This is a genomic window from Streptomyces sp. NPDC096339, from assembly GCF_044762985.1.
Classification (GTDB): domain Bacteria; phylum Actinomycetota; class Actinomycetes; order Streptomycetales; family Streptomycetaceae; genus Streptomyces.
This window is the reverse complement of the sequence record NZ_JBIWFI010000022.1, coordinates 34,029-57,795: the sequence shown is the minus strand read 5'-3', so window position 1 is coordinate 57,795 and position 23,767 is coordinate 34,029. Positions and strand designations below refer to the sequence as shown.

Below are 23,767 nucleotides of genomic sequence, written 5' to 3'. Positions count from 1 at the left end.
AGGGGTGAACGGCCGGCGGGCGGGGCGCCGGAGGAGCGGGAGGAGGTGGCGATGCGGATCAGCGTGTTGGTGGTACCGGGGTGCCCGAACGCCGCGCCCGTGCTGGAACGGGTCCGCGCCGCGCTGGGCGGCCGAGGGGCCGAGGTGGAGCTGGTCGAGGTGCGAGATCGGGCCGGGGCCGCCGCGTACGGGATGAACGGCTCACCGACGATCCTGCTGGACGGCGTGGACCCGTTCGCTCCGGCGGACGCGGAGCCGAGCCTGTCGTGCCGCCTGTACCGGGACGCGGACGGCACGCTGTCGGGCGCGCCGAGCGAAGCGGCCCTGCGCGAAGCCCTCACGGCAGCCGGCCTGCCCCCGCCGGCCGGCGCGCCGGGGACTGTGTGACTCCGGGCGACTCGAACTCCCCGACCGTGCCGGGCCGCCCGGGCGTGCGGGCGGCTCGCGGCCGCCGCTGCCCGGGCCCGGGGCGCCTGGGCCCTGACCGGCGGGACCGCCAGGCCGCCGACGACGGCACCCTGCCCGCCGGGGGGCCGTCGCCGTGGCGCCGTCCGTTCGGCCTCTTGGCCGATGGCGGATGCCCGCGGCCCGGGCGGGATGTGGGCGGCTCGGGAGGGCGTGGCGGCACCGACTAGCATGGCGCGCATGCCGCGACGCCTGCTCCTGTCGCTCCGGGCCTGGACCGGAGCGCTGTTGGCGTGCGCGGTGTTCGTGTGTCTGGCCGGGGCGGCACGTCCGGCCATGGCGATGCCCATGTCCAGGTCCATGCCCATGTCCTCGCCCGTGGCGATGGCGGACACGGCGATGGCCCGGCACACCGCCTACCGGGCCGAGCGGCAGGCGTCGGCCGTGGCCCGGGTGCCCGACCGCCGGCCCGACTGCCCGGCCGCCGACCATCAGTGCGTGGCGCCCAAGGTCACGCTCGGCCAGGACAGTGCGCCGACGCACGTTCCGGCGGCGGTCTCCGCCGTGGCCGACTGCGCCCCTCGGGTGCGGGCGGCGTGGCCGCATGCTCCGCCGCCGGCGGCGAGCCCTCCCGATCTCCACCGGTTGTGCGTGTCACGGACGTGACGGCCGGCCACCCGCGGTACCGAAAGGCCGCGGGACGCCGTCCGCCCACGTCCACTTCGGCACGCCCGGACCCAGTCGTCCGCGTGCGCGTGCCGTCGTCGCAGAACAGGAGCAACGACGCATGCCGTCGTCCGCCGCTTTGCTGATCACCGGTCTGACCACCGGTCTGTTCGCCGGGGGTGCCTCGTGCGCCGCCGTACAGGGGGGTCTGCTGGCCGGTGCGGTCACCCGCCGCCGCACCCCCGCCCGTAAGACAACCGCCCCGAAGACTCCGGCCCCGAAGACTCCGGCCTCGAAGACACAGGCCCCGAAGACACCCGCCACGGCATCCCCCGCCCCGCTCGCGCCGGTCGGCGCTTTCCTCGGCGGGAAGCTCCTCTCCCACACCCTGCTCGGCGCGCTGCTGGGGGTGTTCGGTGACGCCCTCCAACCCAGTCCCCGCGCCCAGGCCGCGCTGCTGCTGGCCGCCGGTGGGCTGATGGTGCTGTTCGCACTGGACCTGTTCGGCGTGAAGGCGGTCGGGCGGATCCTGCCGCGCCCGCCCGCCGCGTTCGGGCGGCTGATGCGCCGCAGCGCGAAGACCGACTCGGCCGTCACCCCGGCGCTGATCGGCTTCGCCACGGTGCTGGTGCCGTGCGGGGTGACGCTCTCCATGGAACTGCTCGCCGTCACCGCGGGCTCCCCGACTGCGGGCGCCGCCGTGATGGCCGGATTCGTGCTGGGCACGGCGCCGCTGTTCGCGCTGCTCGGCTATCTGCTGCGCCGCAGCAGCCAGGCGCTGTCGGGCCGGCTCGCGGGGCTCACCGGCGTGGTGGTGCTCGCCGTGGCCGCCTGGACCGTGATGTCCGCGCTGCAGGCGGGCGGCTGGGCGTCCTTCGACACCCCGAGCCGACCGGCCGCGGCGGGCGGCGGCCCGTTCATCGTGACGGGCGGCGACGGCAGCGGCTCCGGGGGCGGGAACGGAGGAGGGGACGGCGAAGTCGTGACACCCGTCCGCACCGATGCCTCCGGGCGGCAGATCGTCACGCTCACCGTGACCGATTTCTACAGCCCCACGCAGTTCACCGCCCGCGCCGGAGTGCCCACCACCCTGGTGCTGCACGGCCGGGACTCCGGGGGCTGCGCCCGGGCCTTCACCATCCCCGAACTCGGAGTCCAGGAGATCGTCAAGCGGGACGGTGACACCGAGATCGACCTGGGCACCCGCAAGCCGGGCACCCTCCGCTTCTCCTGCGCCATGGGCATGCAGACCGGTGCCATCGAGTTCACGAAGGACGCGCGATGAACATGACCCGATTCCTCGGCCGCAAGGCGGCCCGCCGTCGGCCGGAAACGGACGGCGCCGCCCGGAGCGTGGAGCTCCTGATCGAGGGCATGCACTGCACCAGCTGCGGTCTGCTCGTCGACGACGAACTGGAGGAAGTCCCCGGAGTCGCGTCGGCCGCCACGGACACGCGGTCCGGGCGCTGCGTGGTGCGGCTGGAGGAAGGGACCGATGTCGATCCGGCGGCTCTGACCGCGGCGGTCGAGGCGGCCGGGGAGTACACGGCGCGGGTCGTCGGCTGACGCGCTCGCGGCGTCTCATTACCGTCCTTTCCCGGCCACGCGCAAGGTGTCGACGAGGATTTCCGTGATGACGGACTAAAATGACGGGCTGTTTGGCGCTGGATCGGAACAACCCGGGCAGACCCGGCCTCCGCCGGCGACCCGGACGTTTCCGGGAACGAGACGCGAGGGCCGATGGCAGCCACACCTCAGAGCGGTACGTTCACTCCGCTGGGCGGCGGGGAAGAGCATGAGGAGTCCGGCAAATCGGCCCGGTTCTTCGCCGGGTCCGCCGCCCCGAAGCGCACCCTCGTCGACATCTTCGAGGCTTCCGTACGGGACCACCCCGAAGAACCCGCCCTGGACGACGGCACCACCCAACTGACCTACCGCGCGCTCGCCGTCGAGGTCGAGCGCCGGCGGGTCGCCCTCGCGGCCGCCGGGGTCGGGCTCGGCGACCGGGTGGGCGTCCGCGTGCCGTCCGGGACCAACGAGCTGTACGTGGCGATCCTCGCGGTGCTCGCGGCGGGCGCCGCGTACGTCCCGGTCGACGCCGAGGACCCGGACGAGCGGGCCGAACTGGTCTTCGGCGAAGCCGGGGTGCGGGCCGTGCTGGGCGCCGGACATCACATCGACGTCGTCGGCACGGCCATCGCCGCCGACCCCACCGGCTCCGCCGGGGGCCGGACCGCCGCGCGCCCCGGCCCCGAGGACGACGCGTGGATCATCTTCACCTCCGGCTCCACCGGCAAGCCCAAGGGCGTCGCCGTCACCCACCGCAGCGCCGCCGCCTTCGTGGACGCCGAGGCCGCGCTGTTCCTCACCGAGGAGCCGATCGGCCCCGGCGACCGGGTCATGGCCGGACTGTCCGTCGCCTTCGACGCCTCCTGCGAGGAGATGTGGCTGGCCTGGCGCTACGGCGCCTGCCTCGTCCCCGTCCCCCGCTCCCAGGTGCGCAGCGGCGCAGACCTCGGCCCCTGGCTGGTCGAGCAGGAGATCACCGTGGTCTCCACCGTGCCCACCCTGGCCGCGCTCTGGGAACCCGAGGACCTGGGCGAGGTCCGGCTGCTGATCTTCGGCGGCGAGGCCTGCCCGCCCGAACTGACCCAGCGCCTGGTCACCGAGGGCCGCGAGGTCTGGAACACGTACGGCCCCACCGAGGCGACCGTCGTCGCCTGCGCCTCGCTCCTCACCGGCGAGGAACCCATCCGGATCGGGCTCCCGCTGAACGGCTGGGAACTGGTCGTGGTCGACGAGTCCGGTGAACCCGTTCCCATGGGCGGCAGCGGCCAGCTCGTGATCGGCGGCGTGGGTCTGGCCCGCTACCTCGACCCCGAGAAGGACGCGGAGAAGTACGCCCCGCTGGAATCCGTGGGCTGGGACCGCGCCTACCGCAGCGGAGACCTCGTACGCGCGGAACCGGAAGGGCTGGTCTTCCTCGGCCGCGGCGACGAACAGATCAAGCTCGGCGGCCGCCGCATCGAACTCGGCGAGGTGGACGCGGCGCTCCAGGCCCTGCCCGGCGTCGCCGGCGCGGCCGCGGCCGTGCGCACCGCCCGCAGCGGCAACCAGCTGCTGGTCGGCTACCTGGTCACCCAGGACGGCTGGGACCACGCGGAGGCGGTGGAACGGCTGCGCGCCGAACTGCCCGCGGCCCTCGTACCACTGCTCGCGCCCGTCTCCGAACTGCCCACCCGCACCTCCGGCAAGGTGGACCGCGACGCCCTGCCCTGGCCGCTGCCCGACCTGGAGACCGCCGGCCCCGCCGAGCAGCTGTACGGCACCGAGGCCTGGCTCGCCGAGCAGTGGAGCGAGACCCTCGGAGTGGCCGTCACCAGCGGCACCGACGACTTCTTCGCGATCGGCGGCGGCAGCCTCGCCGCCGCCCAGCTCACCACCAGGCTGCGCACCCGCTACCCGAGCGCCGCCGTACTCGACATCTACCAGCAGCCCGTACTGCGCAAGCTGGCCCGGAGGCTGGAGAAGTCCGTACAGGAGGACGGTCCCGCCCGCACCGTCGCCCCGGTCCCGCGCCGCGCCCAGGCGGTGCAGTCACTGCTCCTGCTCCCGCTCTTCACCGTGGTCGGCCTGCGCTGGACGGTGGCACTCCTGGCCCTGGGCAACGTGCTGCACCTGCTCGGGCCCTACCCGTGGGCGCCGACCGCCTCCTGGTGGCTCGTCGCCACCGGAGCCGTCCTGCTCTACAGCCCGCCCGGCCGGCTCGCCGTCGCGGCCGGCGGCGCACGCCTGCTGCTGCGCGGGGTGAAGGCCGGACGCCACCCGCGCGGCGGCAGCGTGCACCTGAGGCTGTGGACGGCCGAGCGGCTCGCCGAGTACGTCGGAGCGACCTCGCTCACCGGTTCCTGGCTGGAGAGGTACGCGCGGGCGCTCGGCGCCAAGGTCGGGCCCGAGGTGGACCTGCACTCGCTGCCCCCGGTCACCGGCATGCTCAAGCTCGGACGCGGCTGCGCCGTGGAGTCCGAGGTGGACCTCTCCGGTTACTGGCTGGACGGGGACCGCCTCGTGATCGGTCCCGTCAAGGTCGGCGCCGGCGCCGTGGTCGGCACCCGCAGCATGCTCTTCCCCGGGGCCCGGGTCGGCAAGCGGGCCGAGGTGGCCCCCGGCTCCGCCGTGGCCGGACAGGTCCCCACCGGCCAGCGCTGGGCCGGGGCGCCCGCCGTCAAACTGGGCCGGGCCAAGCACAACTGGCCCAGGGAACGCCCGCCGCGCGGGCTCGCCTGGCGGGCCATATACGGGGCGACCGGCTTCTGCCTCACGGCCCTGCCCGTGCTCGCCGCGCTGCCCGCCCTGCTCGTCGCGAGCCGGTTCGTCCCCTCCGACGCCGGGCTCGCCGACGCGCTGCGCGGTGCGCTGATCGCCGTGGTGCCCGGCGCGCTCGCCTACGGATTCGCCTACGCCCTGCTCCTGCTGGTCTCCGTACGCCTGCTCAGCCTCGGGCTGAGCACCGGAAGCCACCCGACGCACAGCAGGGTCGGCTGGCAGGCCTGGACCGTCACCCAGCTGATGGACCTCTCCCGGGAGACGCTCTTCCCGCTGTACGCGGGGCTGATCACCCCCGTGTGGCTGCGGCTGCTCGGCATGAAGATCGGCCGGGGCGCGGAGGTGTCCACGGTCCTCGCGCTGCCGAGCCTCACCACTGTCGGCGAAGGCGCCTTCCTCGCCGACGACACGCTGACCGCGCCCTACGAACTGGGCGGCGGCTGGATGCGGATCGGACACTCCGAGATCGGCCGCCGGGCCTTCCTCGGCAACTCCGGAATGACCGCCCCCGGCCGCACCGTGCCCGACGACGGGCTGGTCGGCGTGCTGTCCGCCACCCCGAAGAAGGCGAAGAAGGGCAGCTCGTACCTGGGCCTGCCACCGGTCAAGCTGCCCCGGTCCGCGGCCGACGCCGACCAGAGCCGTACGTACGACCCGCCCGTGCGCCTGCTGTGGGCGCGCGGACTGGTCGAACTGTGCAGGCTGGTACCCGTCTTCTGCTCGGCCGCGCTGGCCGTCCTCACCGCGGCGGCGCTCTGCGCCCTGATCGGCACCGCCCTGGGGACCTGGGGGACCGCGCTGCTGTCCGGGGCCGTCCTGCTCGCCGCCGGCCTCGCCGCCTGCCTGGTCTCGGTGGCCGCGAAATGGCTGCTCGTCGGCCGGCACCGCACGGGGGAGCACCCGCTGTGGAGCGGATTCGTCTGGCGCAACGAACTCGCCGACACCTTCGTCGAGGTGCTGGCCGTGCCGTGGCTGGTCGGATCGGTCCCCGGCACCCCGCTGCTGGGCCTGTGGCTGCGCGCACTGGGGGCCCGGATCGGCCGCGGCGTGTGGTGCGAGAGCTACTGGCTGCCCGAGACGGACCTGGTGTCGCTGGGTGACGCGGCCGGAGTGAACCGGGGCTGTGTGTTGCAGACCCACCTCTTCCACGACCGGATCTTGAGGACGGATACTGTGGTTCTCCGCGAGGGCGCCACCCTGGGCCCGGGCGGCATCGTCCTGCCCGGGAGCACGGTCGGGGCCCGCAGCACACTGGGGCCCGCATCGCTCGTGATGGCCGGGGAGTCGGTCCCCGCCGACACCCGCTGGCTGGGCAATCCGATCGAGGCGTGGCGCTCCTGACCGGGCGGCCCGCACCAGCACGTCGTACGAGCACAGCGCAGGGAGCGGAACCGGCAGTGAGCGGCCAGCAGACAGCGGTAGCGGACCCGTACTTCCCGGCCAACGGCGATGCCCGTTACCGCGTGCACCGGTACGAACTCGCTCTGGAATACCGTCCCGGCCCGAACCGGCTGGCCGGGACGGCCCGGCTCAGCGCGATCGCCGGGCGGGCGGCGCTCACCGAGTTCCACCTGAACCTGGCGGACTTCAAAATAGGCCGCGTCCTGGTGAACGGCCGGGCGCCGCACTACACCCACCGGGGCGGCAAGCTCCGCATCCGGCCCGCCAAGCAGGTGCCCGCCGGCGCGGCCTTCACCGTGGAGGTGCACTGGGCGGGCAACCCCAAGCCCGTGCGCAGCCCCTGGGGCGGCCTCGGCTGGGAGGAGCTGACCGACGGCGCGCTGGTGGCGAGCCAGCCCGTCGGCGCGCCCTCCTGGTACCCGTGCAACGATCGGCCCGCCGACAAGGCCTCGTACCAGATCTCCGTCAACATCCCCTCCGCCTACACGGTGGTCGCCGGCGGGCGGCTGCTCACCCGCACCACGAAGGCCAGTACGACCACCTGGGTGTACGAGCAGTCCGCCCCGACCTCCAGCTACCTGGTCGGCCTGGCCATCGGCATGTACCAGACGGTGCTGCTCGGCGACCCGGGGCTCGGCGGAGTGCCGCAGAGCGCCCACGTACCGGCGCACCTGCTGCCGCGGTTCTCCCGCGACTTCGCCCGGCAGCCCGCCATGATGCGGCTCTTCGAGGAGCTCTTCGGTCCCTACCCCTTCGGCGAGTACGCGGTCGTCGTCGCCGAGGAGGAGCTCGACGTCCCGGTGGAGGCCCAGGGGCTCTCCCTGTTCGGCGTCAACCACGTGGACGGAGCACGCGGCTCGGAGCGCCTCATCGCGCACGAGCTCGCCCACCAGTGGTTCGGCAACAGCGTCAGCATCGCCGACTGGCGGCACATCTGGCTGAACGAAGGCCTCGCCAAGTACGCCGAATGGCTCTGGTCGGAGCGCTCCGGCAGCCGCACCGCGCAGGAGATGGCGTCCATCGCGCACCGGCTGCTGGCCACCAAGCCGCAGGACCTGAAGCTTGCCGACCCGGGCCGCAAGCTGATGTTCGACGACCGGCTGTACGAGCGCGGAGGCCTCGCCGTGCACGCGGTCCGCGTCGCCCTGGGCGACGGGGCCTTCTTCCGGATGCTGCGCGACTGGGCGTCCGTGCACCGGGGCGGAGCGGTGACCACGGCCGGGTTCACCGCCCACGCGGCCCGCTACGCGGCCGAGCCGATGGACGACCTGTTCAAGGCCTGGCTGTACGAGCCGTCCCTGCCCGCGCTGCCCGTGGGGTAGGGCCCGTCCGGCGGATCACGGCCGGGGGCGAGGGCGGGCGGCGACCACCGCCACGTCGTCCTCGGCGTGCAGGGCGTCGAGCCCGTCGCAGACGGTGTCGACCACGTCGAGGGGCCGTGCGCCGGCGCTCATGCGGAGCGCGGTGAGCCGGGCCAGCGAGGTGTCGATGTCCTCGCCCCGGCGTTCCACCAGGCCGTCCGTGTACAGCAGCAGCGTCTGGTCGGGCCCGATCGGCCGGGCGAGCGCCTCGTACCCCCCGATGCCGGTGCCGAGCGGCGGGCCGACGGGGACGTCCAGCAGCTCGCCCGCGCCACCACCGGTGAACACGGCGGGCGGCAGGTGCCCGGCACTGGCGTACACGGCCATGCCGCGGGCGGGATCGACCCGTACGACCAGGCAGGTCGCGGGCCGGCGGGTCTCGTCCGACGCGGAGAGCGCGTCCATCTGGCGCAGCACCCGGTGCGGGGCGAGGTCGGTGGCGGCGATCTCGCGCAGGACGGCGCGGTACGCGTTCATGTCGACCGCGGCGTCCAGGCCGTGCCCCATGACGTCCCCGACCACGAGCAGGGTGCGGCCGAAGTGCAGCCGCACCGCCTCGAACCAGTCGCCGCCGACGAGGGCGCGGCCGCCGAGGGGCAGGTAGCGGCTGGCGATCTCCAGGTTCGGGTGCGGCCGGCCGGGCTCGGTGACCAGCGCCAGCTGGAGATCGACCGCCGTCTGCTCGGCGGCCGCCAGGCGCCGGGCATGCCCGACGTGGATGCCCGCGAGCCGCGCGGCGAAGCGCAGCGTCGCCAGCTCGTCATCGTCGAAGCCCTCGTGCGCCCTGGCGGCGAGCACCCTGCCGTGGACCTCGTCGCGGGCGGCCAGGGGCACCGAGACCAGGTGCCCGGCCGTACCGTCGCCGCGCCCTTCCCGGACCCGCACGGGCCGCCCCGGGTCCGGCGCGGGGGCCTCCAGCAGCCCGGCCGCGCCCAGCACCGCGACGCGCTCGTACCCCGCGCCGCGGCCGGACAGCTCCACCGCGGCGGCGTCGCACACCGTACGGACGAGGAAGGCGGCCAGCTCCCGGCAGGTCTCCCGCTCGTCGGAGGACGTCCCGATCCGCTCCAGGGCCTCTTCCACGGCCCGCAGCCGCGAGGCCGACCCGTCACGCTCCGACATTTCACCAGCGTGCACCAGTTCCGGGGGATCAGCAGTGCGCGTGCCCCCGCCGTCGCTTCGGGGCCCGCCGTCGCGTCGGGGTGCGTCGGCCGGGCCGGATCGGTCATCGGGGGGCAAAGTCTTCTCCGGGCCGCGTGACCAGGCCTCGGCCGGCGCGTTTCCCCCGACGTGACGCTCGACGACCTGTACACCAGCATCGTGGCCGAGGAGATCGAATCCCCGGCCGAACCCGAACGCCTGCCCCTCCTCACCCGGGCGGAGGCCGACCTCGCGCTCGCCGTGCTCGACGTCGTCGCGGACGGCCCCATGGACGACGAGGTGCGGTCCACCGCCCGGGCCCTGCGGTCCCGGCTCGGACTGCGGCTCTGCACGGAGGGCCCGCACCCCGGCTTGACCCCGAGGTAGGTCGAGGTAGCAGGCTTGGATCATGAACATCCGGCCAGCAGAGACCGGGGGCGCGCCGACCGCCGCCCCCACCACCGACCACCCGACCCCCGGGACCCGCCCGCAGGACCCGCCCTCGGACTTCCTCCCCGTCCCCGACCCCAGCCCGACCGATCACCGACCCGACCGGTGGTCCGGCGAACTGCTCGACCTCGACGCCTATCTGGCCCGGATCGGGTACGACGGCCCCCGCGAACCCACCCTCGCCGTCCTGCGCGACCTCCAGCGCGCCCACACCACCGGCATCCCCTTCGAGAACGTCCACGCCGTCCTCGGCCGGGACCTGCCGCTCGACCTGCCCTCCGTCGAGGCCCGCCTAGTCCAGGGCCGCCGCGGCGGCTACTGCTTCGAGCACGTCCTCCTCTTCGCCGCCGCCGTGGAACGCCTCGGGTTCCACGTCACCGGCATGATCGGGCGCGTCAGCCTCGGCGCGCCCAAGGTCCTCCCGGCCACCCACGGCCTGCTCGCCGTGACCGCCGTCGACGACGACCGCGAATGGCTGTGCGACGTCGGCTTCGGGGCCGGTCCGCTCGGCCCGATCGAACTCGCCGACGGAGCCCAGGTCGCGTACGACGGCTGGCGCCACCGGCTGGAGCGGCGGCCCGGCGCCCACGGCATCGACCAGTGGTGGCTGTACCAGACCGCCCCCGGCCCGTCCGGCCCGGACAACGACCCCGAGCGGGTCCCGACCCCCTGGGTCGACCGGCACACCTTCACCCTCACCGCCCAGTACCCGATCGACTACGTCGTCGGCAGCCACTTCGTGGGCACGCACGCGCGCTCCCCGTTCGTCCGCCGGCTCTTCGCGCAGCGCATGACCCCGGCCGCCCACCACAGCCTGGACGACCTGACGCTCGTCACCACCCGCCCCGACGGGACCAGCGTCACCGCGCACCTCGCGCCGGAGGCACTGGACGGGACCCTGCGCGAGGTGTTCGGAATCGCCCTCACGGAGGAGGAACTCCACGAGATCGCCGCCCGCCGGCCGGCCGGGGACCCCGCTCAGTAGCCGCCGCCCCCGTCCGACGGCGGAGCCGGGGCCGGGGCCGGGTTCACGGGCGGCCGCGTTGCGGCTGCGCCCACCGTTATCTCCGTCTTCATGCCCAGGTCCTCGTGCCCGTCGACGGGGCAGTAGACCTCGTACGTGCCGGGCTTCAGGGTCACGCCGATCGTGTCGGAGGCACCGGGGGCGAGGGTCTTGGTGCGGTTCTCCCCGGACGGGCCCTCGATCTCCAGCGCGTGGTCGTGATGGCCGTCGTTCTTCGCGACGAAGACGTAGGAGCCCGGCGCGAACGTCTTCTGCGACAGCGCGATGCGGAAGTCGGTCAGGTCCGCGGTCACCCGGGTGCCCCCCGCTCCGGACGCGGGCCGCTCCGGCGCCGGGGGAGGCGCCCCGCCGGCGGAACTCCCGCCGGAGCCCCCGGCCCCGCAGCCGGCGAGCACGCCGGCGACGGCCCCGGCCGCCAGTGCCCGTACGACGCGGACGCGCGTGGATGTCGTCGTCATGGCTCGGCCCTCCGAAGTCGATCGGTCCTGGAGTGGATACGGACGGACGGCGCGGAGGGATTGGCCGACGGGCCGGGCGCGGGGGAGGAGGATGGCCTTGTGAAGTACCCCCGCCCCCGCGCAATCCCCAGGGGCGGGCCGACCGTATCCACTGGTATGCGGAGAATGGGCCTTCCCCTCGGGAACGCTCCCGACGAGGCGCTGCTCTCGGGCCTGACGACGGGCGATCCGGACATCGCCGTCGCCTTCGTGCGCCGTTTCCAGCGCACCGTCTACGGCGTCGCGCTCGCGGTCGCCGGTGATCCCCAGCTCGCCGAGGACATCGCGCAGGAGACCTTCGAGCGGGCGTGGCGGCACGCCCAGGTGTACGACCCCCGCCGCGGGTCGGTGAAGACCTGGCTCACGACCATCGCGCACAACCTGGCCATCGACGCGGTGCGCGCCCGCCGGGCCAGGCCCGTGGCGCCCGAGGACCTGGACGCGCTCCTCGACGTCGTGACCGGCACCCCCGAGTCCCCCGACACCCCCGAACAGCGGGCGCTCGCCGACGAGACCTCGGCCGGGATCCGGGCGGCGGTGGCGGCGCTGCCACGGGAGCAGGCCCGCGCCCTGGTCATGGCGGGGATCTACGGGATGCCCGCCCAGCAGATCGCCGAACTGGAGCGGATCCCCCTGGGCACCGCCAAGACGCGGATCCGGACGGCGATGGGCAAACTGCGGACGTCCCTGGGGAGCGAGGAGCGCCGACGATGAGCGGGATGAGCTGCGAGCGGCTGCGGGAGCTCGGCGCCGAGCTGGCGCTCGGAGTACTGCCGGGCAGGGAGCGGGCCCTGGCCATCGCGCACCTGGACCACTGCGCCGGCTGCCGGGAACACGTGGAGCGGCTGACCCTCGCCGGAGACGGCCTGCTGGCCCTGCTGCCGGGCGCCGAACCCCCCGTCGGGTTCGAGACCCGCGTGACGAACCGGCTGTACCCGGCCCGGTCGGCGCCCCGCCGCCCGTACCCGCACCTGCCCCGGCGGGCGTGGCTCGCGGCCGCCGCGGCCGCCCTGGCCCTCGCCGCCGGCTTCGGCGGCTGGGCCGTCGGCACGGCCTTCGACGACACCCGCGCGCCCGCGTCGCAAGCCCGGGAGGACTCGGGTCTGCTCCAGGCAGCCCTGGTCGCGGACGGCCAAGAGGTGGGCCGGGTGTACGCCCACCCCGGCCCGCCGGGCTGGGTGTACATGTCCGTCGACCTGGAGGGGCCCGCCGGCCGGACGGTCCACTGCCGGCTCCTGCACTCCGACGGCACCACGGTCGACGTCGGCTCCTTCCCGCTCAAGGGCGGCTACGGCTACTGGGGCGCCCCGGCCCCCGTGTTCCCCGACACCGTGACCGGGGCGCAGCTGCTCGCCGCCGACGGTTCCGTCCTCGCCTCGGCGCACTTCCCGGCGCGGGGCTCCTGAGGTCTTCGCATAATGGATGGACAGATCGGCGGGTGGAAGGGGACGTCTCGTGCCATCGGCTCGGCCGGGGGGCGCGCAGGCTCACGGTCCCCTCCGGTCCGAACCGGGGACGCTGCTCGAACGCGTGCCCGTGGCCGTCTTCGGCATCGATGACGACGACCGCGTCTGCTACTGGGGACCCGGCGCGCGCGAACTCTTCGGGCACGACGCCGGCGCCGTCCTGGCGAAGCCCGGCGCCGCTCTCTTCGCCGACGAGACCCGCGGCTCCTCGGAGGCGTGCGACCGGCTGACGCGGCGGGGCCGGACCCAGGGGTACTGGAGGGGCCGGCTGCCGGCCCGGCACCGTGACGGCCGCGTCTTCCCCTGCGGCTTCCGGGCGTTCTCCGTCACCGGAGCCGGAGGCCCTTCGGTGGTGATGGTCCTGGCGAGCCGCAGCGACGAGCTCGACCGGGTCAAGACCAACCTCGCCTTCCTCGACGCCCTCTTCGAGACCTGCCCCATCGGTCTGGTCATGCTCGACCCCGACCTGCGGTACGTCCACCTCAACCAGGCGCTCGCCGACATGGACGGACTCTCCATCGAGGCGCACCTCGGCCGGCACATGGACGAAATCATGATCATGTCCGACGGCGGCGAGTACCAGCGGATGCTCCGCGCCGTCGCCCGGGGCGGAGCGCCCGTCGTCGGCACCCTGGTGGGGACACGCCCGCGGGGGCATCCGGACCGGGACCAGGTCCGGTCGGTCAGTCTCTTCCCCCTCAGCCAGGCCGTCGGCTCCCGCCCCGGGGTGGGCGGGCTGATGGTGGACGTCACCGACCGCGAACGGGCCATCCTGGAAGCCACCGCCAGCCGCAGGCGCCTCGCTCTGCTGGACGAGGCCTCCTCGCGCATCGGGACCACCCTGGACGTCAACCTCACGGCCCAGGAACTGGTCGACGCGTCGATGCCGGACTTCTGCGACGGCGCGGTGGTCGAGATCGTGGAATGGATGGACGAGTCGGAGGACTTCGACCCGGCGCTGCCGCTGATCACCCGCAGGATCGCCTCCGGGACGACCCTGCCCCCACCGGCCGTCGAACTGGTGAGCGGGGTGGAGAAGGTGCGCTACCCGCCCGGCTCCGTCATCCACGACATGCTCAGCACCGGTCGCGCCATCTCCGCCCAGGTGGACTCCGAGTTCCTGGCCCGGACCGTCCTCACCGAGTCACGGACCCGGATCATGGCCGAGAGCGGGGTGACCTGCCTGCTCGTCGCCCCGCTCATCGCCAGGGGCACCGTCCAGGGGATCGCCATGTTCGGCCGCTCCGCGGAGCGCCCCGCCTTCACCCCGGAGGACGTCGTCCTCGCCGGCGACCTCGCCTCACGCGCCGCGATCTGCCTGGACAACGCCCGCCTCTACAGCCGCGTCCAGGACATCGCCCTCACCCTCCAGCGGGCACTGCTGCCCCGGGCGCTGGTGACCGGCCCGTACGTGGAAGTGGCGCACCGGTACGTGCCCGGAAGCCGGATCACGGAGGTCGGCGGCGACTGGTACGACGTGAGCAGCCTGCGGGACGGCCGGGTCGCGCTCGTCGTGGGCGACGTGATGGGGCACGGCGTGTCGGCCGCCGCCTCCATGGGCCGGCTGCGCATCACCGCCGACGCCCTGTCCGGGCACGTCGACGACCCCGCGGACCTGCTCGCCGAGCTCGACGCCTGCGCCCAGGTGGCCGGGATCGAGTTCGCGACCTGCCTGTACATCGTCTACGACCCGAGGAACGGCGCCGCCCGCATCGCCGGCGCAGGCCACCCTCCGCCCCTGCTGCTCCGCCCCGACGGCACGGTGGAGACCGTCGACGCGGCCCCGGGAGTACCGCTCGGAGTCGGCGGTTTCCCCTTCCGTACGACCGAGATCGAAATCCCCGCCGGCGCGACCCTCGCCCTCTACACCGACGGCCTCATCGAGGCACGCGGCCGGGACATCGAGACCGGCCTGGAGGCATTGCGCGCCGAACTGGGCGGGCCCCCGGGGACGTTGGAGGAACTGGCGGACCGCGTCCTCGCGAACCTGCTGCCCATCCCGCCGACCGACGACACCGTCCTCGTCCTGGCCCGGGTCCGCCGCGCCCCTTGAGGCGGGCGCCCGCCGCCCGGTCGCCGGGCGACTCCCCGGGGGCGATACTGGATGCCACGCCGCGTGGAGGCGACATGCGCGAAACGGAGCACGGCGGACGCCCGGGCCCGGCCCCGATGTCCGCCAGTGGCACGGCAGCGGTCGTGCTGGACGACGCGGGTGTGGTCCTGGCCTGTTCCGAAGCGGCCGAGAAGCTCCTGGACTGCCCGCCGGGCCGGGTGTGCGCCCCGCTGCTTCCGCTGCTGCCGCTGCCTCCGGACGAGGCAACGGGAGCGGCCCCGGGCGGGCGCCCGGTGACCCGGCCCGGCGCGGACCCGCCGGGCCTCCGGTCCGGTGCGGCGTTCGAGCTGGTCCCGCTCACGGCGCGGGCCGCGGACGATTCCGTTCCGCGGGCGCGGTGGCTGGTGCTGCTGACGCCCGTCGCGTCCACGGCGGACACGGCCGAGCGGGACGCGGAGCGACGCCGGGCGGCGCTGGCCCAGGCCGCGGCCGCCACCATCGGCGCCTCCCTCGACGTGACGGGGATGGCCGAGACCCTGGTGAACCTGCTCGTCCCCGACTTCGCCGACCTGGCCACCGTGGACCTCGCCGAACCGGTGCTGGTCGGCGACGAACCGCCGCACTTCGCGGCCAGCGGCGACGTACGGCTGCGCCGGACCGCCGCCGCGCAGAGCCCGGGGATCTCCGCGGAGGACCTCCTGCCCGTCGGCGAGGCCGTGCCGCCCGTACCCGACAGTGAGCTGATGGGGCCCCTCATGGAGGGGCGGCCCGTACTGGTCTCCGACGTGTCCGTGCTCCGCACGGGCCTCGGAGTGGACCCCGCGAGCCTGCCGCTCTTCGTACCGGGCGGGGCGCACTCGTCCGTGGCGGTGCCGCTCTACGCGCGCGGCCTGGTCCTCGGCTGCGTCACCGTCTGGCGCAGCCAACTGCCCTCCGCGTTCGGCGAGGAGGACGCCGCGCTCCTGCTGGACGTCGTCTCCAGGGCGGCGATCGGCGTGGACAACGCCCGCCGCTACACCAAGGAGCACCGGTCGGCGGTGGCCCTGCAACGGAGCCTGCTGCCGACCTCCGCCGTGAACACGCCCGCCGCGGACGCCGCGGGGATCTACCAGCCGGCGGGCGGCGTGGTGGGCGTCGGCGGCGACTGGTTCGACGTGATCCCCCTGCCGTCCCTGCGCGTGGCGTTCGTCGTCGGGGACGTCGTCGGCCACGGACTCGACGCCACCGCGGCCATGGCACGGCTGCGGACCGCGGTGCAGACGCTGGCCGACCTCGACCTCGATCCGGGTGAACTGCTCACGCACCTCGACGACCTGGTGCTCGGCTTCTCCGACGAGCACACCAGCGGTGCCTCCCCCTCCGAGCGGGCGGTGCTCGGCGCGACCTGCCTGTACGCCGTCTACGACCCGGTGACCCGGGTGTGCGCCGCCGCCACGGCCGGCCATCCGCCACCGGCCCTCCTGCCGCCGGGCGGGGAGCCGGTCTTCGTCGGAATGGCGCCGGGACCCCCGCTCGGCGTGGGCGGAGTGCCCTTCGAGGTCACGGAGTTCGCAGTGAGCCCCGGCAGCCTGCTGGCGTTGTTCACGAACGGGCTCGTGGGCAGCCGCGGCGGGGACATCGAGGAGGGGCTGGAGCTGCTGCGGGCCTCGCTCGCCGGCGCCGACCGGAGCCGGCCCCTGGAGGAGATCAGCCAGGGCGTCTTCGACGGAGTGCTCCCCGAAGAACCCGCCGACGACGTCGCGCTGCTGCTCGCCCGCACCCACGCGCTCCCGCCCGACCAGGTCGCCCAGTGGGAGCTCGAAGCCGATCTGTCCCTCGTCGCGCACGCTCGTGAGCTGGTGGTACGACAGCTGTCCGACTGGGAGTTGGACGAGCTGGGCTTCGTGACGGAACTCGTGGCCAGCGAACTCGTGACGAACGCCATCCGCTACGCGGGCGGGCCGGTCGGGCTCCGGCTGATCCGCGACCGGGTGCTCGTCTGCGAGGTCTCCGACCCCAGCAGCACCCAGCCCCGTCTGCGCCGCGCGCGGGAGACGGACGAGGGCGGGCGCGGCCTCTTCCTCGTCGCCCAGCTCGCCGACCGCTGGGGCAGCCGGTTCACCGGCACGGGCAAGACCATCTGGACGGAGCAGGCCATCGGAGGCCCTCAGGGCTAGGGTCCGTTGCGAAAGTGGATCTTGTGCCGTTGCTGCCGCAGGGCATCGAGCCGGGGCGTCCGCAGGTGTGGACGCGGCGGGTTGGTCTGCTTGCCGGGAATCGGATCGCCATCAACGGGGTTGGTGGGGGAAGAACCGTTATTGGAGGGCCATGCGAGCGATTCAGGTGTACGAAGTGGGCGGTCCCGAGGTGCTGCAGGAGGCCGAGGTGGACCAGCCGCGGCCGGGTCCGGGCGAGGCGATCGTGGAGGTCGCCGCGTCCGGGGTCAACTTCCTCGACGTCTACCACCGCGAAGGCCGGTACAGCCTCCCGCTGCCCTTCACCCCGGGCTCCGAGGGCGCCGGCACGGTCGTCGAAGTCGGACCCGGCGTCGCCGACGTCGCAGTAGGGGACCGGGTCGGTTGGGTGGAGATTCCCGGCACGTATGCCGAGCGGGCCGTCGTGGACTCCTCCCGGCTGGTGCCGCTGCCCGACGACATCGGCTTCGAGACAGCCGCCGCCGTGCTCCTCCAAGGCATGACCGCGCACTATCTCGTCAAGGACGCCTACCCGGTTCAGGGGGGCGACACGGTGCTCGTGCATGCGGCTGCCGGTGGCATGGGGCTGCTTTTGACCCAGCTCATCACCCATCTCGGCGGCAGGGTGATCGGCACGACGTCGACCACGGCGAAGGCCGAGTCGGCGAAGCGTGCCGGGGCCGCCGAGGTGATCATTTCCTCCGCAGTCGACGATCTCGCAGCCGAGGTGAGGCGGCTGGGCGGCGGTCAGGGACTGCCGGTTGTCTACGACGGCGTCGGCGCGCACACCTTCGACGCGAGCCTCGCCAGCCTGCGAACCCGCGGCCATCTCGTGCTCTTCGGCGCGGCAAGTGGTGCCGTACCACCGTTTGATCCGATTCGGCTCGCCCACGGCGGTTCGCTGACCCTGATCCGGCCCAGCCTCGGGGACTTCATCGCCGATCGGTCCGAACTGCTCCGACGGGCCGCCGATGTGTTCGAGTGGGTGCGCTCCAAGGCGCTTGAGGTCACCGTAACGGGCCGCTACGCATTGTCCGAGGCCGCCCGGGCCCACAGCGATCTGGAGGCTCGCCGTACCACCGGCAAGCTGCTCCTCGTACCCGATGCGGCCGCCATTGGACGCCGCGAGGAAACGCTGAGCTGATCACTGATGCGATGTGGGACCGGATCCAGCCGCTGATGCCGGCCGATCCGGTCCGTGGACGACGGTGGGCCGACCACCGTCGGACCCTTGAGGCCATCGCCTGGAAGTACCGCACCTGCTCGCCCTGGAGGGACCTTCCCCGCGAGCTCGGGTCGTTCCAGACCACTCACAAACGCCTGATTGGGTGGGCAGTTGATGGCACTTGGGAACGGATTCTCGCAGCCATGCCGGCCGCAGCGGACGCTGATGACGACGTCGGCTGGACGGTGTCCGTGGATTCCACCGTCTGCCGGGCTCACCAGCATGCGGCCGGGGCCAGGAAGAGGGGGCGCGGGACAGGCCTGAACCTGACGATCACGCGCTCGGACGCTCCCGTGGTGGGTTGGGCACGAAGGTTCATCTGGCCGGCGACAGTCATGCGCGACCGTTGGCCCTGCGCGTCACCGCAGTTCAGGCCGGTGGCGCACCGGCCTTCGAGGCGGTCATGGCAAGGATCCGAGTGCCTCGAATTGGATCTGGAAGACCAAGGACACGGCCGGAGGTGGTCCTCGCGGATCGGGCGTACTCCTCCCGCGCGATCCGTGGGCGTCTCCGCCGGCGCGGCATCCGTGCCGTCATTCCGCAACCGTCCGACCAGGTCGGACATCGCCTGCGGCGAGGTCGCGCAGGTCGCCGCCCGCCTGGCTTCGATGCCGAGGCATACAAGCAGCGCAACGCTGTCGAGCGATGCGTCAACCGGCGCAAGCAGTGGCGCGGTCTGGCCATGCGAACGGACGAGCTCGCCATCGCCTACGGGGCCGCACTCCATCCCGCGGCCATCCTGATCCGGACACGGCGATAGCTCGCCCGCTCAGCGATCATTTGCCCAACGCGCGTCCGGGGGCCGGCCGCCCTCGCTGAGGATGTGGCCGACGATCCTGAACGCTTCCTCAAGCGGAACAGTGTCTTCGTCCGCATACTCATCATCCTGCCCATTGGAGAGGACGAACCCGTCACTCGATCCGCCACTTCCTGGGTCTACGGCATGCTGCTCGGCGCACTCCCCATCGAACAGCACCACCATCGCGCGTCTTGTGTTGGTCACGAAGGCCAACGACCGGTCCGACGAACTGGTCAACCATGTCTCAAGCTGCCCATTGCTGATCCTCGCTTGGAGAATCTCCAACACCACGCCGGACGACGCAGGCGTTCTCCTGCCGTCGTCGATCACCCAGGCCTCGGTCATGAGCACGACGGTCTCATAGCCGGATCCGAGAGACGGGCTCTTGGCCCGTTTCCGCAGGCCCGTTCCACAGATCTGTTCCGCATACGGTTACACGTGTAATCTCCGGGCCGTAAGACTCGTGAAGTGAAGCTTCGAGGAGCATTCGATGGCAGACACTCCGGCGGCCCGGCCGCGCATCCTGACCGCTCCGGACGGCACGTCGTTCCGTGATCTGAACGGCAACGGCGTCATGGAACCCTACGAAGACCCCCGTCTCCCCTCGGCCGAGCGGGCCCGGGACCTCCTCGGGCGGATGACGCTGGAGGAGAAGGCGGGCCTCCTCTTCCAGACCATGATCACCATCAATCCGGACGGCACGCTGGTGGAACCGGAGCCCGGAGCGCCCGACGACGACCCGATGCGCGCCTCCACCTCCGCGATGGTGACCGGCAAGCTGATGAGTCACTTCAACCTGTTCGGGGCGGCGGAGCCGCGCCGCATGGCCGAGTGGAACAACCGGCTCCAGGACCTGGCCGCCGCGACCCGCCTCGGGATCCCGGTGACCGTATCCACCGATCCCCGCAACGGATTCGTCGACAATCCCGCGGCGAGCGCCCAGACCGAGGGGTTCTCGCTGTGGCCCGAGCCGCCCGGCCTGGCCGCCGTCGGCGACGAGGAGCTCGTACGGGAGCACGCCGACATCGTCCGCCAGGAGTACCGCGCGGTCGGCATCCGCCTCGCCCTGCACCCGACGGCCGACCTCGCCACCGAACCCCGCTGGCCGCGCGTCCTGGGCACCTTCGGCTCCGACGCCGAAGTGGCGGCCCGCATGGTCGCCGCCTACGTCCGGGGGCTCCAGGGCGAGAGCCTCGGCACCGACAGCGTCTCGGCGATGACGAAGCACTTCCCGGGCGCCGGGCCGCAGCTGAACGGTGAGGACGCGCACTTCCCCTACGGGCGGGAACAGGTCTACCCCGGCGACAACTTCGACTACCACCTGATCCCCTTCGAGGCCGCGTTCGCCGCCGGCACCTCGCAGGTCATGCCGTACTACGCCATGCCCGTCGGCACCCCCTACGACGAGGTCGGCTTCGGCTTCAACAAGGGAGTCATCACCGGCGTGCTGCGCGAGAAGTACGGCTTCGACGGCATCGTCTGCACCGACTGGGGCCTGGTCACCGACACGCAGATCTTCGGGGCGCCCTTCCCCGCGCGCGCCTGGGGCGTGGAGGACCTTGACCGGCTCACCCGGGTGGAACGCATCATCGAGGCCGGAGCCGACCAGCTCGGCGGTGAGGCGGCCCCCGACCTCGTCGTGGAACTCGTCCGCACGGGCCGGGTGGCGACCCGGCGCATCGACTCCTCCGTCCTGCGGCTGCTGAGGGAGAAGTTCGTCCTCGGCCTCTTCGACGATCCCTACGCGGACCCCGACGGCGCCGCCCGGATCTGCGGGAACCCGCGGTTCACCGCGGCCGGCCTGGCGGCCCAGAGCCGCTCGATCACCATCCTCAAGGACCGCCCCGAGGGTGCCGGGCAGCCCCTGCTGCCGCTCGCCCCCGGGGTTCGGATCTACACGGAGGGCGTGGACCGGGCCGTCGCCGCCGAGTACGCGACGGTCGTGGACACGCCCGGCGAGGCGGACGTCGCGCTGCTGCGCATCGCGGCCCCGTACGACAAGGACCGGACGACGGGCTTCGAGTCCTTCTTCCGGGCGGGCCGCCTCGACTTCACCGAGGGCGAGCTGAGGCCCGTGCTCGACGTCGCCGCCGCCGTTCCCACCGTCGTCGACATCTTCCTGGACCGAGCGGCGGTCATACCCGAGATCGCGGACCGGGCGGGAGCCCTCGTGGCCAACTTCGGCGCCTCGGACCGGGCGTTGCTGGACGTTCTCTTCGGTCGGGTGGTGGCCGAGGGGCGGCTGCCCTTCGAACTGCCCCGCTCGATGGAGAGCGTCGTCGCGGGACACGAGGACGTGCCCAACGACTCGGGTGACCCGCTCTTCCCCTACGGCCACGGCCTCCGGCCGGCCTGACCCCGGCTCCGGGCGGGAGTGGCGGCCCGGCAGCCGCCACTCCCGATGGTCGGGGTCGATGAGTCGATTCCGCCGCCCCGTACTCTCCGCGAGATCGGAAGTCATACGTATAACCCCTTGTTATCAAAATCAAATATCGAGTGTTGTTGACGGTCGCAATTTTGACGAGATACTTGCTCCACTCTCCCCGCTGCCCCGAGATTGAGGTGCCGCCCCATGGAGCTCTCCCCGTCCGCGCACGTCGACACGTTCTGCCGTGATCGGCTTCCGCCCTACCCCCTCTGGCCCGAACTCCACTTCGACCTGCCGGAGTTGCACTACCCGGACCGGCTCAACTGCGCCCAGCGGCTGCTGGACGAGGCCGTCCGGCGCTGGGGACCCGACCGGCCCTGTCTGCTGACCCCCACCGAGCGGTGGAGCTACGGCGACCTGCTCGAACGCGTCAACCGGGTCGCGCGGGTGCTCACCGAGGACTTCGGCCTCGTTCCCGGCAACCGGGTCCTGCTGCGCGGCCCCAACAACCCCTGGCTGGTGGCCACTTGGCTGGGTGTCCTGAAGGCGGGCGGCGTCGCCGTCACCACCATGCCGCTGCTGCGCGCCGCCGAGCTCGCCGAGCTGACCGACATCAGCCGGCCCGCCCTCGCCGTGTGCGACCACCGCTACCTGGACGAACTCGCCGCAGCCGCGGAGGACGCGTCCGGCGCTCCGGTCGTGCTGGCCTACGGCGGCCCGGGCGAAGCGGATCTCGTGGCCCGCTGCGCGACGAAGGACGGGACGTTCTCCGCCGTGGACACCGCCGCAGACGACGTGGCGCTGATCGCCTTCACCTCGGGAACGACCGGCCGGCCGAAGGCCACCCTGCATTTCCACCGGGACGTACTGGCCAACGCCGACACCTTCTCCCGGCACGTCCTGCGCCCCCGCCCGGACGACGTGTTCACCGGTACCCCGCCGCTGGCCTTCACGTTCGGGCTCGGCGGACTGGTGGTCTTCCCGCTCGCGGTGGGGGCGTCGACCCTGCTGGTCGAGCAGGCCTCCCCGCGGAGGCTGGCCGAACTCGTGGAGGAGCACGGAGTCACCGTGCTCTTCACCGCGCCCACCGCCTACCGGGCGATCATGGCGGCGGGTGAGGTCGGCCGGCTGGCCGGCCTGCGGCGCTGCGTGTCGGCGGGGGAGGCGCTGCCGGCGGTGGTGTGGGAGGAGTTCCACGCGGCCACCGGCCTGGGCATCATCGACGGGATAGGCGCCACCGAGATGCTCCACGTGTTCATCTCGGCCTCCGACGGCGACATACGCCCCGGCTCGACGGGCAAGCCCGTTCCCGGCTACCGGGCCCGCGTGGTCGACGAGGAGGGCGTGCCCGTCCCCGACGGGCGGCCCGGCCTCCTCGCCGTCACCGGCCCCACGGGCTGCCGGTACATGGAGGACCCGCGGCAGACCACGTACGTCCGCAGCGGCTGGAACATCACCGGCGACACCTACATCCGCGATGCCGACGGCTACTTCTGGTACGTGGCCCGCAGCGACGACATGATCGTCTCCTCCGGCTACAACATCGCCGGACCCGAGGTCGAGAAGGCGCTCGCCGCCCATCCCCACGTCGAGGAATGCGGCGTCGTGGGAGCCCCGGACGACGAGCGCGGCATGCTCGTCAAGGCGTACGTGATCCTGCGCCCCGGGGTCGCGCCGGACGCGGCCACGGTCAAGGAACTCCAGGACCACGTGAAGCGGACCGTCGCGCCCTACAAGTACCCCCGCGCCGTCGAGTTCGTCACCGAGCTCCCGCGTACGAGCAACGGAAAGCTCCAGCGCGCCGAACTGCGCAGACGCGCCCGGTCCGCCGGCCCGCGGCAGGAGGCCCCGGCGTCGGCCCCGGCGTCGGCCCCGGCCTCGGCGTCGGCCGCGGACACCTGCGCCGCCGGATGCCCCGAGGCCCTCGTGGAGAACCTGCCGAGCGTCGTCGTCGAGCGGCGCGTCGAATGGCCCGACACGGACGCGGCCGGCCACTACCACCACTCCGCCGTCGTGCGCTGGGTCGAGGCGGCCGAAGCCGTCCTGCTGCGGCGGCTGGGTCTCTCGCACCTCTTCGGCAGTACGCCCCGGGTCCACTTCGAGGCCGACTACCGGGCCCGGCTGTGGTTCGGCGAGACCGTCCGCACCGAACTGCGGGTCACCAGGGTCGGGACCAGTTCCCTCCACTACGCCTTCACCGTCCGGGGGGAGGGCGAGGGCGTGGCCGCGAGCGGCCGGATGGTCATCGCCCACTCGGCCGCCCGGGCCACCGGAACCACGGCCTGGCCCGAGGACGTGCGGGAGGTCCTCACCAAGGCCGGACCCCAGGCGCCCGAGCTCTTCGCGTGATGTGTCGAATTCTTGACGATCGCCAAATCGGCGACATATTCTTTTGTCCGGAACCACTAGGAG

General features: G+C 73.2%; 19 protein-coding genes and 1 pseudogene. 17 read left to right on the top strand and 3 right to left on the bottom strand.

From position 1 onward, the window contains the following. Positions 1 to 51: 51 nt before the first annotated feature. From ACIQ5Y_RS25175 to ACIQ5Y_RS25150, 6 genes are all read left to right on the top strand, one after another. Entirely contained in the window at positions 52 to 387 is a 336-nt protein-coding gene (locus ACIQ5Y_RS25175) for an alkylmercury lyase (RefSeq protein WP_403884607.1), read from the top strand. Positions 388 to 645: 258 nt separating this feature from the next. Then, positions 646 to 1,071 carry a hypothetical protein gene (locus tag ACIQ5Y_RS25170; RefSeq protein WP_403884604.1) on the top strand — a complete coding sequence of 142 codons (426 nt, stop codon included), beginning with the start codon at positions 646 to 648 and terminating at the stop codon, positions 1,069 to 1,071. Positions 1,072 to 1,192: 121 nt separating this feature from the next. After that, positions 1,193 to 2,356 (top strand): sulfite exporter TauE/SafE family protein, encoded by a 1,164-nt coding sequence (locus ACIQ5Y_RS25165; RefSeq protein WP_403884601.1) that lies wholly within the window; start codon positions 1,193 to 1,195, stop codon positions 2,354 to 2,356. Next, positions 2,353 to 2,637 (top strand): cation transporter, encoded by a 285-nt coding sequence (locus ACIQ5Y_RS25160; protein WP_403884598.1) that lies wholly within the window; start codon positions 2,353 to 2,355, stop codon positions 2,635 to 2,637. Before ACIQ5Y_RS25165 ends, ACIQ5Y_RS25160 begins: the two co-directional genes overlap by 4 nt. Before the next feature lie 174 nt (positions 2,638 to 2,811). Further along, positions 2,812 to 6,738 carry a Pls/PosA family non-ribosomal peptide synthetase gene (locus tag ACIQ5Y_RS25155; RefSeq protein WP_403884595.1) on the top strand — a complete coding sequence of 1,309 codons (3,927 nt, stop codon included), beginning with the start codon at positions 2,812 to 2,814 and terminating at the stop codon, positions 6,736 to 6,738. Between the two features lie 56 nt (positions 6,739 to 6,794). Then, positions 6,795 to 8,120 carry a M1 family metallopeptidase gene (locus ACIQ5Y_RS25150; protein ID WP_403884592.1) on the top strand — a complete coding sequence of 442 codons (1,326 nt, stop codon included), beginning with the start codon at positions 6,795 to 6,797 and terminating at the stop codon, positions 8,118 to 8,120. A 15-nt stretch (positions 8,121 to 8,135) separates the two neighbouring features. Here ACIQ5Y_RS25150 and ACIQ5Y_RS25145 read toward each other — a convergent pair whose 3' ends face one another. After that, positions 8,136 to 9,281 carry a PP2C family protein-serine/threonine phosphatase gene (locus ACIQ5Y_RS25145; protein WP_403884589.1) on the bottom strand — a complete coding sequence of 382 codons (1,146 nt, stop codon included), beginning with the start codon at positions 9,279 to 9,281 and terminating at the stop codon, positions 8,136 to 8,138. A 168-nt stretch (positions 9,282 to 9,449) separates the two neighbouring features. On the opposite strand from ACIQ5Y_RS25145, the gene ACIQ5Y_RS25140 reads away from it, so the two are divergent. Both ACIQ5Y_RS25140 and ACIQ5Y_RS25135 read left to right on the top strand, forming a co-directional pair. Beyond that, positions 9,450 to 9,686, top strand: coding sequence for a hypothetical protein (locus ACIQ5Y_RS25140; protein WP_403884587.1), 237 nt, complete (start codon positions 9,450 to 9,452; stop codon positions 9,684 to 9,686). Between the two features lie 22 nt (positions 9,687 to 9,708). After that, entirely contained in the window at positions 9,709 to 10,734 is a 1,026-nt protein-coding gene (locus ACIQ5Y_RS25135; protein WP_403884584.1) for an arylamine N-acetyltransferase, read from the top strand. Here ACIQ5Y_RS25135 and ACIQ5Y_RS25130 read toward each other — a convergent pair. Continuing rightward, complete coding sequence (locus ACIQ5Y_RS25130; RefSeq protein WP_403884581.1) at positions 10,728 to 11,231, bottom strand: copper-binding protein; 504 nt, start codon at positions 11,229 to 11,231, stop codon at positions 10,728 to 10,730. The two genes, ACIQ5Y_RS25135 and ACIQ5Y_RS25130, sit on opposite strands and share 7 nt — an antisense overlap. 156 nt (positions 11,232 to 11,387) lie before the next feature. Between ACIQ5Y_RS25130 and ACIQ5Y_RS25125 the strand changes: the two genes are divergently transcribed. The 6 genes from ACIQ5Y_RS25125 to ACIQ5Y_RS25100 all read left to right on the top strand — a co-directional run bounded on the left by ACIQ5Y_RS25125 (position 11,388) and on the right by ACIQ5Y_RS25100 (position 18,948). Continuing rightward, positions 11,388 to 11,984: an RNA polymerase sigma factor gene (locus ACIQ5Y_RS25125; RefSeq protein WP_403884578.1), complete on the top strand. Its 597-nt coding sequence runs from the start codon at positions 11,388 to 11,390 to the stop codon at positions 11,982 to 11,984. After that, positions 11,981 to 12,676, top strand: a complete 696-nt coding sequence (locus ACIQ5Y_RS25120) for a hypothetical protein (protein WP_403884575.1) — start codon at positions 11,981 to 11,983, stop codon at positions 12,674 to 12,676. The genes ACIQ5Y_RS25125 and ACIQ5Y_RS25120 overlap by 4 nt, the downstream gene beginning before the upstream one ends. 16 nt (positions 12,677 to 12,692) lie before the next feature. Next, complete coding sequence (locus tag ACIQ5Y_RS25115) at positions 12,693 to 14,789, top strand: SpoIIE family protein phosphatase (RefSeq protein ID WP_403884572.1); 2,097 nt, start codon at positions 12,693 to 12,695, stop codon at positions 14,787 to 14,789. Between the two features lie 74 nt (positions 14,790 to 14,863). Next, complete coding sequence (locus tag ACIQ5Y_RS25110) at positions 14,864 to 16,945, top strand: SpoIIE family protein phosphatase (protein WP_403884569.1); 2,082 nt, start codon at positions 14,864 to 14,866, stop codon at positions 16,943 to 16,945. Positions 16,946 to 17,096: 151 nt separating this feature from the next. Then, positions 17,097 to 18,107, top strand: coding sequence for a quinone oxidoreductase family protein (locus ACIQ5Y_RS25105; RefSeq protein ID WP_403884566.1), 1,011 nt, complete (start codon positions 17,097 to 17,099; stop codon positions 18,105 to 18,107). Positions 18,108 to 18,118: 11 nt separating this feature from the next. Continuing rightward, positions 18,119 to 18,948 (top strand): IS5 family transposase gene (locus ACIQ5Y_RS25100; protein WP_403884563.1). Its coding sequence is split into 2 segments (ribosomal slippage): positions 18,119 to 18,440 and positions 18,440 to 18,948, totalling 831 coding nucleotides; the frame shifts between segments, so codons are not numbered across the junction. 9 nt (positions 18,949 to 18,957) lie between these two features. Here ACIQ5Y_RS25100 and ACIQ5Y_RS25095 read toward each other — a convergent pair. Beyond that, a complete protein-coding gene (locus tag ACIQ5Y_RS25095; RefSeq protein WP_403884561.1) occupies positions 18,958 to 19,332 on the bottom strand; it encodes a hypothetical protein in 375 nt (124 codons plus the stop codon). Positions 19,333 to 19,477: 145 nt separating this feature from the next. On the opposite strand from ACIQ5Y_RS25095, the gene ACIQ5Y_RS25090 reads away from it, so the two are divergent. The 3 genes and pseudogenes from ACIQ5Y_RS25090 (at position 19,478) to ACIQ5Y_RS25080 (ending at position 23,704) form a co-directional block, all read left to right on the top strand. Next, positions 19,478 to 21,343: a glycoside hydrolase family 3 protein gene (locus ACIQ5Y_RS25090; RefSeq protein ID WP_403884558.1), complete on the top strand. Its 1,866-nt coding sequence runs from the start codon at positions 19,478 to 19,480 to the stop codon at positions 21,341 to 21,343. A 216-nt stretch (positions 21,344 to 21,559) separates the two neighbouring features. Next, positions 21,560 to 23,191: pseudogene (locus ACIQ5Y_RS25085) on the top strand (AMP-binding protein); the annotation flags it as partial. Between the two features lie 90 nt (positions 23,192 to 23,281). After that, positions 23,282 to 23,704: an acyl-CoA thioesterase gene (locus tag ACIQ5Y_RS25080; RefSeq protein WP_403884814.1), complete on the top strand. Its 423-nt coding sequence runs from the start codon at positions 23,282 to 23,284 to the stop codon at positions 23,702 to 23,704. Positions 23,705 to 23,767 lie beyond the last annotated feature (63 nt).

Excerpts from the sequence above, each read along its gene's own strand:
- ACIQ5Y_RS25175 (WP_403884607.1), top strand. The coding sequence starts at position 52 with ATGCGGATCAGCGTGTTGGTGGTACCGGGGTGCCCGAACGCCGCGCCC.
- ACIQ5Y_RS25170 (WP_403884604.1), top strand. The coding sequence starts at position 646 with ATGCCGCGACGCCTGCTCCTGTCGCTCCGGGCCTGGACCGGAGCGCTG.
- ACIQ5Y_RS25165 (WP_403884601.1), top strand. The coding sequence starts at position 1,193 with ATGCCGTCGTCCGCCGCTTTGCTGATCACCGGTCTGACCACCGGTCTG.
- ACIQ5Y_RS25160 (WP_403884598.1), top strand. The coding sequence starts at position 2,353 with ATGAACATGACCCGATTCCTCGGCCGCAAGGCGGCCCGCCGTCGGCCG.
- ACIQ5Y_RS25155 (WP_403884595.1), top strand. The coding sequence starts at position 2,812 with ATGGCAGCCACACCTCAGAGCGGTACGTTCACTCCGCTGGGCGGCGGG.
- ACIQ5Y_RS25145 (WP_403884589.1), bottom strand. The coding sequence starts at position 9,281 with ATGTCGGAGCGTGACGGGTCGGCCTCGCGGCTGCGGGCCGTGGAAGAG.
- ACIQ5Y_RS25135 (WP_403884584.1), top strand. The coding sequence starts at position 9,709 with ATGAACATCCGGCCAGCAGAGACCGGGGGCGCGCCGACCGCCGCCCCC.
- ACIQ5Y_RS25130 (WP_403884581.1), bottom strand. The coding sequence starts at position 11,231 with ATGACGACGACATCCACGCGCGTCCGCGTCGTACGGGCACTGGCGGCC.
- ACIQ5Y_RS25125 (WP_403884578.1), top strand. The coding sequence starts at position 11,388 with ATGCGGAGAATGGGCCTTCCCCTCGGGAACGCTCCCGACGAGGCGCTG.
- ACIQ5Y_RS25120 (WP_403884575.1), top strand. The coding sequence starts at position 11,981 with ATGAGCGGGATGAGCTGCGAGCGGCTGCGGGAGCTCGGCGCCGAGCTG.
- ACIQ5Y_RS25115 (WP_403884572.1), top strand. The coding sequence starts at position 12,693 with ATGGACAGATCGGCGGGTGGAAGGGGACGTCTCGTGCCATCGGCTCGG.
- ACIQ5Y_RS25110 (WP_403884569.1), top strand. The coding sequence starts at position 14,864 with ATGCGCGAAACGGAGCACGGCGGACGCCCGGGCCCGGCCCCGATGTCC.
- ACIQ5Y_RS25105 (WP_403884566.1), top strand. The coding sequence starts at position 17,097 with ATGCGAGCGATTCAGGTGTACGAAGTGGGCGGTCCCGAGGTGCTGCAG.
- ACIQ5Y_RS25095 (WP_403884561.1), bottom strand. The coding sequence starts at position 19,332 with ATGACCGAGGCCTGGGTGATCGACGACGGCAGGAGAACGCCTGCGTCG.
- ACIQ5Y_RS25090 (WP_403884558.1), top strand. The coding sequence starts at position 19,478 with ATGGCAGACACTCCGGCGGCCCGGCCGCGCATCCTGACCGCTCCGGAC.